Below are 11,911 nucleotides of genomic sequence, written 5' to 3' on the forward strand. Positions count from 1 at the left end.
GCGACGGACGATGTGACACCGCGGTTGCCAGGACTGCCGCCGAGTCACATCTTTCGTCGATTCCCGATCGCGGCGGTGCGGCCCCGCTCAGGCGTAGGTCGGCGGTACGAGGTGGTGGACGACATCGTGGAACTGACCGCGCACGTCGTCGGGCAGCCAGACGACGTGGTTCGACTCCGAGGCCATGTCGATGTCCTCCTGCAGCGTGACGGCCTCGGTGACCTGACGCGGCTGGTCGCGGCGAACCCGCTCCTCCAGAGCCACCAGTGAGATACGCAGCGTCACGCCGAAGGGATTGGCGTTGACGATGCCGATGCCCCAGAACTGGTCCGGATCGGCGGTGGCCTTCTGGTCCAGGTCGATCATCACGGCCGTGACGTCATGCTCCAATGCCGGGAGGTCGATCTCCTCGGCGCCGGTCAGCTCGACCTGCACGTGACGCACTTGATCGGACCCCTGTCCGTCGAAGCGCAGGATGTCGCGTAGCGACCCGCCGGCCGGCAGGACGGCGCATCCGGCGTGCGAGCCGTTGACGCCCCGTGTGGTCACGTGGGGGAGCTCCATGCCGTACATATTGTGCGGACGGAAGCGCAGGGTCGGCATCACCGAGACCTCGGTGTTGTTGGTGATCGTCAGGCATTGATCGAGCGAGCCGTCGGCGGCGATGGGCACGTAGCTGACGGCGAACGGCTGGGGCGGGCGCTGGCGTCGTCTCACGGAACGAGCCTAGCCTCGACGTTATCCATCGCCGGAGCCCATCGTGCCCGACCCGTAGCGGTGGCTGGTCAACCTCACTGCCGTGCGATGACGTTGACCGGTTACCGCCACCCCCGGACGTAGGGGTGATGGCCTACCGCCGCGGGCGAGGGGAGCGGCGGGGTCGGGGATTTCATCGCCGTGGGGGCACCGCCTACCCTGGAAGGCATGTCCGTCGCGTCTGTCTTCCCACGACTGGAACCCCTCCTGCCGTCGGTGAGCAAGCCCATCCAGTACATCGGCGGCGAGCTCAACTCGACCGTCAAGGACTGGGATTCCGCTCGCGTCCGCTGGGCGCTCATGTACCCGGATGCCTACGAGGTCGGGCTGCCCAATCAGGGCGTGCAGATCCTCTACGAGGTCCTCAACGAGCGCGACGACATCCTGGCCGAGCGCACCTACGCCGTGATGCCCGACATGGAGAAGGTCATGCGCGAGAACGACATCGCGCAGTTCACCGTCGACGCGCATCGTCCGGTCGCCGCCTTCGACATCCTCGGCGTCAGCTTCGCCACGGAGCTCGGCTACACCAATCTGCTCACGGCGCTCGATCTCGCGGGCATCCCGCTGCATGCGGTCGACCGCACCGAGGACGATCCGATCGTCCTCGCCGGCGGGCACAGCGCCTTCAACCCCGAGCCGATCGCCGACTTCGTCGATGCCGCGGTTCTCGGCGACGGTGAGGAGGTCGTGCTCGCCATCAGCGAGGTCATCGGGGAGTGGAAGGACGAGGGCCGGCCCGGCGGACGCGACGAGCTGCTCGCCCGCCTCGCGGCTTCCGGAGGCGTCTACATCCCCAAGTTCTACGATGTCGGCTATCTGCCCGACGGACGTATCGAGAAGACTGCCCCGAATCGCGAGGGCATCCCGTGGACGGTCGCCAAGCACACCCTGATGGACCTCGACGACTGGCCGTACCCGAAGAAGCCGCTCGTGCCGCTGGCCGAGACGGTCCACGAGCGCTTCAGCGTGGAGATCTTCCGCGGCTGCACGCGCGGCTGTCGCTTCTGTCAGGCCGGGATGATCACCCGTCCGGTGCGCGAGCGGTCCCTGCAGACGATCGGCCAGATGGTCGACAACGGGCTCAAGGAGTCCGGCTTCGAGGAGGTCGGCCTGCTCAGCCTGTCGAGCGCCGACCATTCGGAGATCGGCGATGTCGCCCAGCAGCTCGGCGACCGCTACGAGGGCACCAATACCTCGCTCTCGCTGCCGTCCACGCGTGTCGACGCCTTCAACATCACCCTCGCCAACGAGTTCAGCCGCGGAGGCCGCCGCTCGGGTCTGACCTTCGCCCCCGAGGGCGGCAGCGAGCGCCTGCGCAAGGTCATCAACAAGATGGTGTCCGAGGAGGACCTCATCCGCACCGTGGCGGCCGCCTACTCGCACGGCTGGCGTCAGGTGAAGCTGTACTTCATGTGCGGTCTGCCGACCGAGACCGATGACGACGTGCTGCAGATCGGCGAGCTCGCTAAACGGGTCATCGAGACCGGGCGCGAGGTGTCGGGCCGCAAGGACATCCGCTGCACGGTGTCGATCGGCGGCTTCGTGCCCAAGCCGCACACGCCCTTCCAATGGGCCTCGCAGCTCGACCACGAGACCACCGACGAGCGGCTGCGCAAGCTGCGCGCGTCGGTACAGAGCGACAAGCGCTTCGGCCGCGCGATCGGCTTCCGCTACCACGACGGCAAGCCCGGCACGATCGAGGGACTGCTCTCGCGCGGCGATCGCCGCGTCGGACGGGTCATCGAGGCCGTATGGCGCGACGGTGGCCGCTTCGACGGCTGGAGCGAGCACTTCAGCTATGACCGCTGGGCGGAGAAGGCGGCCGAGCAGCTCGTGCCGCTCGGTGTCGACCTCGACTGGTTCACCACCCGCGAGCGCGACTACGACGAGGTGCTCCCGTGGGACCATCTGGACTCGGGCCTCGACCGTGAGTGGCTGTGGGAGGACTGGCAGGACGCGATCGATCCCGACGGTGCCGTCGAGGTCGAGGACTGCCGCTGGACCCCGTGCTTCGACTGCGGCGTCTGCCCCCAGATGGACCTCGACATCCAGATCGGCCCCACTGGCCAGAAGCTTCTGCCGCTCTCGGTCGTCTGAGCCTGCGTACGTGATGTCAGGGTGGCATCACCATCGGGGACCGATGATGATGCATGGCGGTCGCCATAGCGGCCGCGACGCATCGTGATCGGTGCGCCCGCAGGCGATGCGCTCAGATCCGCGACTCGAGCGGTCCCGAACGCGCGATGTAGGTGCCCGTGATGGCGATGATGACACCGGCACACGCCAGCATGATCAGCGAGGCATTCCAGCTGCCCGTCAGGTCGTGGAGGAGGCCGGTGAAGAACGGGGAGATCGCGCCGACGAGATATCCCGGGCCCTGGGTCATCGCCGACAGGGTGCTCGTTCCCGCCGCCGTCCTCGTGCGGTAGCCGATCATCGCGAGCACCCAGGTGAAGGCACCGCCGCCCAGGCCCAGCAGCACCGCCCACGCCGCGGGCACTTGGCTGGGGGCCACGAGGACGCCGAGCCAGCCCATGGTCGTGACGCCCCCGAAGCACAACGGCAGGAGCGGGGTCTGGCCCCAGCGGCGGATCAGCCAGGGGAGCGCTAGCGTCATCGGCATGCCCACGGCGGTCAACAGGCTCAGCATCAGGCCCGCGGTCGTGGTGTCGACCCCGCCGTCCGCGAGGATCTGGGCGAACCACCCGAACTGGGCATAGGCGCCACCGGACTGAGCGCCGAAGCACAGCAGCATCGCCCAGGTGAGCGGTGACCGGATCACCGCGGAGGCCGGAAGGCCGCCGGCGCCCCCGATCTTGGTCTTGACATCGTGGCCGATGAGGCGGAGCCAAGGCAGCAAGGTGATCACGGCGAGCCCCGCCCACATGCCGACCGCCAGGCGCCAGCCACCGGGGCCTTGGGAGACCGGAACGGACACCAAGGACGAGATGGTGCCGCTGCCCATGAGCGCCGCTCCGAAGAGGGCGCTCATCAGCGCGATGCGGTCCGGGAAGTGGACCTTCACCAGCGGCGGGAGGGACACATTGCCGAGGGCCGCGCCGGAGAGCGCGAGGAAGGACATCGCGAAGAACAGCGCCGGCCCGTCGGCGAAGGCTCGCAGGGCGAGTCCGATGGTGATCGCGATGAGGGCGAGGACCACGGTCCGGTGCAGACCGATCCGGCGGACGATGCTGTCGGTCGCCAAGCCGAAGACCGCGAAACAGACCATCGGCAGCGTGGTCAGCAGACCGGCCGCGGTGGGAGAGAGCCCGAGATCCTCCTGCAGCGAGCTCATGACCACGCCGACGCTGCCGACGGCGACGCGCAGATTCAGGGCGAGCAGGATGATGGAGGCGCCGACGAGGACGCGGCCGCGGGAGGTGGACATCGATGCCATTGAACTCCTTGCGTTCGGCTGCGGGGCGAGCGGGGTCTGTCGCCTCGATCGTTAGGCTGGCGGCATGAGCGAGCGCAGCGAGCGACCGATGGGGCTTCTCATGTCGGCTTCGGCCTACCGTGGCTCTTTTTGGGCGGTGCCGGCATGAGCGAGGACGGCAGCACCACGTTGCAGGGAACGCCCAATCCCGAGGCCCCCAACCCACAGCTGCCGATCGTGCAGAAGCTCCGCATCCGCTATGCCAAACGCGGCCGTCTGCGCTTCACCAGCCACCGTGACTTCGGCCGCGCCTTCGAACGAGCGGTGCGGCGCGCGGGTCTTCCGATCGGCTACAGCTCGGGTTTCACCCCGCATCCCAAGATCTCGTACGCGGGCGCCTCGCCCACGGGGGCAGCGAGCGAGGCGGAGTACCTCGAGATCGGGGTGACTCGTCCGCTCGATCCACGTGAGGTGGGCGACCGGCTCGATGAGGCGCTCCCCGATGGCTTGGACGTGCTGGACGTGGTCGTCGCCACGCCCGGTGCGTTGGCCGATCGGCTCGAGGGGAGCAGGTGGAGCATCCAGCTCCCCGGCCTGTCGGCCGACGAGGTCGAGGGGCCGGTCGAGACCTTGTTATCGCGCGATGAACTTCTCGTCGAGCGGATGATGAAGAAGGGCCCGCGGACCTTCGACATCCGCGCGTCGATCGTGGCGTTGGCCACTGAGGCCGATCCCGATGATGCGACGTGTGCGATACTGGATCTGGTCGTGCGGCACGGCACACCGTCCGTGCGACCGGACGACGTACTCGTCGGTCTGCGCTCCGAGTGTGGACTGGGCACCGGGTTGACACCCGTGGCGACTCGCCTGGCCCAGGGCCCGCTCGATGCGACGACCGGCTCGGTCGGCGATCCTCTCGCTCACGACCGCGACGCTTCCTGACCGGAAGCCGACCGCGGCGGGCCGAGATGGTCGTCATCGTGACAGGCCGGACGGCGTTCCTCGGTGCTCGCGCACCGGGATCTCGACAGACTTGTCGGTCCTTGGCGGACCGTTGACCCCAGGCCCGGGGCACGCATGGCGTATCCGGGCGAAGGAGAGCACATGCTCGACGATGACAACGACACTTCGACCGCGCCCCAGACGCCGGATGAACAGACTCCGGAGCAGGAGACGAGCGGTGAGGCGCCTGGTTCCACCAGTACCCGGCGCCGAGCGGCTGGACGGGCGGCCGGCCCGCCCTCGGCGCTGAGCACCGATATCTTCGCGGCTCCTTCCGCGCAGAGCGCCCCGGAGCCCGCTCCGCGGCCGGAGCCGGAGGACGCTGCGCCGGAACGACCGGCTGCTCCGGAGGCCGGTGCCGGCAAGGCGGCCGCGACGGCGGCGATGTTCCAGGCCCCGCCGGCCGAGCTCGCCCCACCCAAGCCGAAGCCGGCTCCCGAGCCCCAGTCCTCCGATGAGGACACCGATGACGATGATGACGACTCTGACGACGAGCAGCCCAAGCGCCGTCGTCGCAGTCGCGGGGGCCGCCGGCGCCGCAAGGGCGGCGACGACTCCGAGGACACGAGCGACGAGACCGAGGCGTCCGATGACGGCGCCGACTCGTCCGATGATGCCGATGACGACAACGGCAATGACAACGGCTCGGGCAGCCGCCGTCGCCGCCGCCGTGCTCGCGCGGGTGAGGGCGCCGACAAGTCGCCCGATGACCCGGAGAACACGGTGGTCAAGGTGCGTGAGGGTCGCAGCGCCGAGGACGAGATCACGGGAGTCACCGGGTCCACCCGCCTGGAGGCCAAGAAGCAGCGCCGCCGCGAGGGCCGTGAGGCCGGACGGCGCCGCGCGCCGATCGTCTCCGAGGCGGAGTTCCTCGCCCGCCGTGAGTCGGTCACCCGCGAGATGGTGGTGCGTCAGCGCGAGGACTACACCCAGATCGCCGTCCTCGAGGACCGCGTCCTGGTGGAGCACTATGTGGCGCGCGAGTCGCAGGTCTCGATCATCGGCAATGTCTACCTCGGCCGCGTGCAGAACGTGCTGCCGAGCATGGAGGCCGCCTTCGTCGACATCGGAGCGGGCCGCAATGCGGTGATCTACGCCGGCGAGGTCGACTGGTCGGGCGTCGAGAACGGCAAGCAGCGCAAGATCGAGGACGCCCTCCAGCCCGGTCAGACGGTGCTCGTGCAGGTCACCAAGGACCCGATCGGCCAGAAGGGCGCCCGGCTGACCAGCCAGATCAGTCTCGCCGGACGCTTCCTGGTCTACGTGCCCGGCGGCGGCAGCAACGGCATCAGCCGCAAGCTTCCCGATGCGGAGCGCTCGCGGCTGAAGGGCCTGCTCAAGGAGGTCCTGCCCGAGAACGCGAGCGTCATCGTGCGCACGGCCGCCGAGGGCGCGACCGAGGACCAGCTGACGCGTGACGTGCAGGCACTGAGTGCGCGCTGGGAGGACATCGAGCGCAAGTCCCAGGGCGGCGGCTCGGCACCCACGCTGCTGTACTCCGAGCCCGATCTGATGATCAAGGTCGTCCGCGACCTGTTCAACGAGGACTTCGCCAAGCTCGTCGTCCAGGGCGACGACGCCTGGGACATGGTGCACGGCTATGTCGACCACGTGGCACCCGACCTGGAGGACCGGCTCGAGCGCTGGACCCGGGACAACGACGTCTTCAGCGAGTACCGCCTCGACGAGCAGATCCACAAGGCGCTGGACCGCAAGGTGCACCTGCCCTCGGGCGGCTCCCTCGTCATCGACCGCACCGAGGCGATGACCGTCGTCGACGTCAACACCGGCAAGTTCACCGGCTCGGGCGGAAACCTCGAGGAGACGGTCACCAAGAACAACCTGGAGGCGGCCGAGGAGATCGTCCGCCAGCTCCGGTTGCGCGATATCGGCGGCATCATCGTCGTCGACTTCATCGACATGGTCCTGGAGAGCAACCGCGACCTGGTTCTGCGCCGGCTCGTGGAGTGCCTGGGCCGTGACCGTACGCGCCACCAGGTCGCCGAGGTCACGTCGCTCGGTCTGGTGCAGATGACGCGCAAGCGCATCGGCACGGGTCTGCTCGAGTCGTTCAGCCACGAGTGCGAGCACTGCAAGGGCCGCGGCGTCGTGATCGCCGACGAGCCGGTCGAGGCCAAGAAGGACGACGCGCGGCGCCGTCGCGGCAACCGCGGGGGCAAGGGCCGTGGCAACGGCAACGGTGATCAGTCCGAGGGCAGCCAGCAGGACGCGGGCAAGCAGAACGGCGGCTCCAAGGGCCAGGACGACTCCGCGCCCAAGCGCGACGAGGATGCTCCGGCGGAGACCTCGCAGCAGAACAAGCGCGGCGGCAAGGGCAAGCAGCGCGGCGGTTCGGGCGAGAACACCACACAGACCCAGCCGGACACCGTGCCCGAGGCGGTGAAGGACGAGAGCGCCGCCGAGGCGCCGCAGGAGTCCACCTCCGCCGAGGCCGAGGACCGCCCGGCACCGCGCAAGAAGAGCGCCGCCAGGAGCAGGGCCAAGAAGTCGGCTCCGGCCGACGCCGCGCCGGAGCCGGCCGCGCCGGTGGAGGCCGCTGGCCCCGCCGACGAGCCCGCCGCACCGGCGGAGGAGCCTGCCCCGGCCGCTGGCGGTTCGACGACCCGGGCCCGTGGTCGCCGTTCGGCGGCGCGCCCCAAGGCCGAGCAGCTGCCGCTGGACGAGCCGAAGACCGAGGACGCCGAGCAGGTGGCCGAGGATGTCCAGCAGGCCGCCGAGGAGGCGGCCACGCCGCCCGTCGCGCCCGCGCCACCGGCCAAGCCGGTCGTCAAGAGCACGACCCGGCGACGCGCGGCCACTCGGCCGGCATCCGCCCCAGACCCGGTGGTTCCGCCCACGGAACCGGCCGAATCAGGACCCGTTTTGACCGAGGATGGATCGGGTCAGTAAACTAGACAGTCGGTGCGCCATGCGCGCCGGTCCGTGCGCGTCTCGCGCACCCCAGACAGACATTTGAGTGAGGATTCCGTGGTGTACGCAATCGTGCGCAATGGCGGCGGCCAGGCCAAGGTCGCGGTCGGCGACGTCATCGAGATCGACAAGGTCCAAGCGACTGAGGGTGACAGCGTCACGCTCCCCGCAGTGCTGCTGGTCGACGGCGACGATGTGACGTCGGCTGCCGACGCGCTCGCCAAGGTCACGGTGAACGCCGAGGTGCTCGGTGCCACCAAGGGCCCCAAGATCGTCATCCAGAAGTACAAGAACAAGACCGGTTACAAGAAGCGCCAGGGGCACCGTCAGAAGTACACCCAGGTCAAGATCACCGGTATCGAGAAGTAAGGGGCTCGCGACATGGCATCCAAGAAGGGCGTTTCGTCCACCAAGAACGGCCGCGACTCCAATGCGCAACGCCTCGGCGTGAAGCGCTTCGGCGGCCAGCAGGTCAACGCCGGCGAGATCATCGTCCGGCAGCGCGGCACCCACTTCCACCCCGGCGTCAACGTCGGCCGTGGCGGCGACGACACGCTGTTCGCCCTCTCGGCCGGCGCGGTCGAGTTCGGTACCAGGCGTGGTCGCAAGGTCGTCAACATCGTGACGGCGGAGTGACCGTCCACCACTCACGTCGACAAGGGGTAGTCCGCGCACGCGGGCTGCCCCTTGTCTCATTCATCACCCGCTGAGGAGCACTCCGATGGCCATCCCCACCTTCGTCGACCACGTGACGCTGCACGTCCAGGCCGGGAACGGTGGTCACGGCGTCGCCTCGGTGCACCGTGAGAAGTTCAAGCCGCTCGGTGGCCCCGATGGCGGCAACGGCGGTCATGGCGGCGATGTCGTGATCCGTGTCGACCCCGATGTCACGACCTTGATCGACTATCACCATGAGCCGCACCGCCGGGCCACCAACGGCGCACCGGGTGCCGGCTCGAACCGCAGCGGCGCCAACGGCGAGGACCTGGTGCTGTCGGTTCCCGATGGCACGGTCGTCCGCGACGAGGAGGGCGAGGTCATCGCCGATCTCGTCGGCGCCGGGACGGAGCTGGTCATCGCGGCCGGTGGGCGCGGCGGGCTGGGCAATGCCGCCCTCGCGTCGTCCAAGCGCAAGGCGCCCGGCTTCGCCCTCAAGGGCGAGCCGGGGGAGCAGCGCACGGTGCGGCTCGAGCTCAAGGTCGTGGCCGATATCGGACTGATCGGCTTCCCCTCGGCCGGCAAGTCGAGTCTCATCGCCGCGCTGTCGCGCGCGCGTCCCAAGATCGCGGACTATCCGTTCACCACGCTGGTGCCCAACCTCGGTGTCGTGCGAGCAGGCTCGACGACCTTCACGGTCGCCGATGTGCCGGGGCTGATCGAGGGAGCCAGCGACGGCCGCGGTCTCGGACATGACTTCCTGCGGCATGTCGAGCGCTGTGCCGCGCTCGTGCATGTCATCGACTGCGCCACGGTCGAGCCCGGCCGCGATCCGCTGACCGATCTCGACGTGATCGAGAACGAGCTCGCCCGGTACGGCGAGCTCGCCGGGGTGGATCTGTCGGACCGGCCGCGGCTGGTGGCCCTGAACAAGGTCGACGTGCCCGATGCGCAGCAGATCGCGGAGTTCGTGCGCGCTGACCTGGAGGCACGCGACCTAGACGTGTTCGAGATCTCCGCGGCCAGTCGAGCGGGACTCAAGGAGCTGTCCTTCGCGATGGCCGAGATCGTGCAGGCACGCAGAGCGGCTGCACCCGCCGTGGAGGCGACCCGCATCGTGCTGCGTCCGCCCTCGCCGCAGGGCGTCGATCGCGACTTCACGATCGTGGAGCAGGGCGGCCAGTGGTTCGTGCACGGCGAAAAGCCGACGCGTTGGGTCCGGCAGACCGACTTCTCCAATGACGAGGCGGTCGGCTTCCTGGCCGATCGACTCAATCGGCTCGGCGTCGAGGACGAGCTGCTCGCCCGCGGGGCCGAGCCCGGCGACGATGTCGTCATCGGCGATGTCGACGATGCGGTCGTCTTCGATTTCGATCCCACGATCTCCGCAGGTGCCGAGGTGCTCGGCCGGCGGGGCGAGGATCTGCGGATCGACCCGAGCACGCGCCGCACCAACAAGCAACGTCGCGATCAGCTCGCTGCCAAACGAGCCTGGGAGATCGAGGCGCGAGCGGCGCGTGAACGAGGTGAGCAGCCTCCGCCGAAGCCTCAGCTGGACGACGACCTGATGTGGTCGGCGGATGAGGAGTACGACCTCGACGAGGAGCAGTCGTCGTGAGCGAGCGGACGATGGGCGCGTCCTCGCGCCGGCGGGTTATCGGTGAGGCGGTGCCGGCATGAGCCGTGTCGTCGTCAAGGTCGGGTCCTCGTCCTTGACCACGGACGACGGCCATCTCGATCCCGCCGCGATCGGTCCGCTGGTCGACGCCCTCGCGGAGGCGCGGGGCCGCGGCGACGAGGTCGTGCTGGTGAGCTCGGGGGCGATCGCCGCCGGGCTCGGCCCGCTCGGGTTGGGGGCACGTCCCCGCGACCTGGCGACGCAGCAGGCGGCGGCCAGCGTGGGCCAGGGCGCTCTGCTGGAGTTCTACGCGCGCAGCTTCGCCGAACACGGGCTGCGAGTCGGCCAGGTGCTGTTGACGATCGACGACGTCACCCGCCGGAGCCATTACCGCAATGCCCATCAGACCTTCGCCAAGCTGCTCGAGCTCGGCATCGTCCCCGTGGTCAACGAGAACGACACCGTCGCCACATCGGAGATCCGCTTCGGTGACAACGACCGGCTGGCCGCGCTGGTCGCGCACCTGGTCCACGCCGATCGTCTGGTGCTGCTGTCGGATGTCGACGCGCTCTACACGGGACATCCGTCGCTACCCGATTCGGTGCGGATCGAGCGCGTGAGTGGCGAAGACGATCTGGTCGAGGTCGACGTGACGCGGGTGGGGTCCGCGGTCGGCACCGGCGGCATGGTCACCAAGATCGAGGCCGCGAGGATCGCGACGGCGGCCGGTGTCCCGGTCCTTTTGACGAATGCCGCCCAGGCACACGAGGCGCTGGCCGACGAACCGGTGGGTACACGGTTCGAGCCGACCGGCAAGCGTCGGCCGGCCCGGCTCCTGTGGCTGGCCCACGCGAGCGAGACCAAGGGCAGCCTGGTGCTCGATGACGGTGCGGTCCGCGCGATCACCCAGGGCAAGGCCTCGTTGCTGGCCGCGGGGGTGAGCGGCGTCGAGGGCACGTTCAGCGCGGGCGACCCGGTCGACCTGGTGGGGCTCGGCGGCACCGTCGTGGCCCGGGGGCTGGTCAACTTCGACGCGACGGAGCTTCCCGCGATGGTCGGTCGCTCGTCCCGTGACCTCGCCGCGGCTCTCGGTCCGGAGTACGAGCGCGAGGTCGTCCACCGGGACGATCTCGTGGTCCTCTAGCTGATCGAACTGCGGTTCCAAGGCATTTCGGCAAAGGGGGTACCCCCCTGTCGAGGGCCTTGGAGGGGGTGTGTAATGTTCTTCTTGTTGCTGAGAGCGACGGAGCGCAAGGCCGAAAGGCCGGGGGCTCGGCCTCAGAACCACCTCAACCGAAACGGTTAACGCCAGGAGCCCTGTGGGGGTCCGGAAACTAGCCGCTGACAACGGGGGGTGCGATCACAAGAAGGCGATTTGGTTCGCTGGATATGATGGTCTAGGATAGACAAGCTGCTTTCGACAGCCTTCGAATGAAGGCCGGTCGTTGGTGTGCGTCTGATGTTTGATAACTCAACAGTGTGTCATTTAGTCGACGATTTTTTGAATTAATTAGGCATCCTGCATTCGTGTGGGGTGTCTCGATTCCGAGACAGTTTACTGCCAGTTT

At 68.7% G+C, this 11,911-nt stretch carries 9 protein-coding genes; 7 read left to right on the forward strand and 2 right to left on the reverse strand.

Annotated elements, in window-relative coordinates; translation table 11 throughout:
- Positions 1 to 87: 87 nt before the first annotated feature.
- Positions 88 to 717 (reverse strand): hypothetical protein, encoded by a 630-nt coding sequence (locus JL108_RS07530; protein ID WP_205197691.1) that lies wholly within the window; start codon positions 715 to 717, stop codon positions 88 to 90.
- A 207-nt stretch (positions 718 to 924) separates the two neighbouring features.
- Here JL108_RS07530 and JL108_RS07535 point away from each other — a divergent pair, with 207 nt between their 5' ends.
- The gene (locus JL108_RS07535; protein ID WP_205197692.1) at positions 925 to 2,856 is read left to right on the forward strand and encodes a TIGR03960 family B12-binding radical SAM protein; all 1,932 of its coding nucleotides are present in this window, start codon (positions 925 to 927) and stop codon (positions 2,854 to 2,856) included.
- A 112-nt stretch (positions 2,857 to 2,968) separates the two neighbouring features.
- On the opposite strand, the gene JL108_RS07540 is transcribed toward JL108_RS07535, so the two are convergent.
- Positions 2,969 to 4,147 carry a CynX/NimT family MFS transporter gene (locus JL108_RS07540; protein WP_205197693.1) on the reverse strand — a complete coding sequence of 393 codons (1,179 nt, stop codon included), beginning with the start codon at positions 4,145 to 4,147 and terminating at the stop codon, positions 2,969 to 2,971.
- A 153-nt stretch (positions 4,148 to 4,300) separates the two neighbouring features.
- Here JL108_RS07540 and JL108_RS07545 point away from each other — a divergent pair, with 153 nt between their 5' ends.
- The 6 genes from JL108_RS07545 to proB all read left to right on the forward strand — a co-directional run bounded on the left by JL108_RS07545 (position 4,301) and on the right by proB (position 11,487).
- Positions 4,301 to 5,077 (forward strand): TIGR03936 family radical SAM-associated protein, encoded by a 777-nt coding sequence (locus tag JL108_RS07545; RefSeq protein WP_205197694.1) that lies wholly within the window; start codon positions 4,301 to 4,303, stop codon positions 5,075 to 5,077.
- A 162-nt stretch (positions 5,078 to 5,239) separates the two neighbouring features.
- Entirely contained in the window at positions 5,240 to 8,047 is a 2,808-nt protein-coding gene (locus JL108_RS07550; protein ID WP_205197695.1) for an Rne/Rng family ribonuclease, read from the forward strand.
- Between the two features lie 81 nt (positions 8,048 to 8,128).
- A complete protein-coding gene (gene rplU, locus JL108_RS07555; protein ID WP_143912908.1) occupies positions 8,129 to 8,437 on the forward strand; it encodes a 50S ribosomal protein L21 in 309 nt (102 codons plus the stop codon).
- A gap of 12 nt (positions 8,438 to 8,449) precedes the next feature.
- Positions 8,450 to 8,704, forward strand: a complete 255-nt coding sequence (rpmA, locus tag JL108_RS07560) for a 50S ribosomal protein L27 (protein ID WP_205197696.1) — start codon at positions 8,450 to 8,452, stop codon at positions 8,702 to 8,704.
- Between the two features lie 85 nt (positions 8,705 to 8,789).
- On the forward strand, positions 8,790 to 10,343 hold the full coding sequence (obgE, locus tag JL108_RS07565) for a GTPase ObgE (RefSeq protein ID WP_205197697.1): 1,554 nt from the start codon (positions 8,790 to 8,792) through the stop codon (positions 10,341 to 10,343).
- 58 nt (positions 10,344 to 10,401) lie between these two features.
- The gene (proB, locus tag JL108_RS07570) at positions 10,402 to 11,487 is read left to right on the forward strand and encodes a glutamate 5-kinase (RefSeq protein WP_205197698.1); all 1,086 of its coding nucleotides are present in this window, start codon (positions 10,402 to 10,404) and stop codon (positions 11,485 to 11,487) included.
- Positions 11,488 to 11,911: the final 424 nt, after the last annotated feature.

Source organism: Aeromicrobium sp. YIM 150415 (assembly GCF_016918125.1).
GTDB lineage: Bacteria > Actinomycetota > Actinomycetes > Propionibacteriales > Nocardioidaceae > Aeromicrobium > Aeromicrobium piscarium.

Coding starts and splice junctions, on each gene's coding strand:
- JL108_RS07545 (WP_205197694.1), top strand. CDS start 4,301: ATGAGCGAGGACGGCAGCACCACGTTGCAGGGAACGCCCAATCCCGAG.
- obgE (WP_205197697.1), top strand. CDS start 8,790: ATGGCCATCCCCACCTTCGTCGACCACGTGACGCTGCACGTCCAGGCC.
- proB (WP_205197698.1), top strand. CDS start 10,402: ATGAGCCGTGTCGTCGTCAAGGTCGGGTCCTCGTCCTTGACCACGGAC.
- JL108_RS07540 (WP_205197693.1), bottom strand. CDS start 4,147: ATGTCCACCTCCCGCGGCCGCGTCCTCGTCGGCGCCTCCATCATCCTG.
- JL108_RS07535 (WP_205197692.1), top strand. CDS start 925: ATGTCCGTCGCGTCTGTCTTCCCACGACTGGAACCCCTCCTGCCGTCG.
- rpmA (WP_205197696.1), top strand. CDS start 8,450: ATGGCATCCAAGAAGGGCGTTTCGTCCACCAAGAACGGCCGCGACTCC.
- JL108_RS07550 (WP_205197695.1), top strand. CDS start 5,240: ATGCTCGACGATGACAACGACACTTCGACCGCGCCCCAGACGCCGGAT.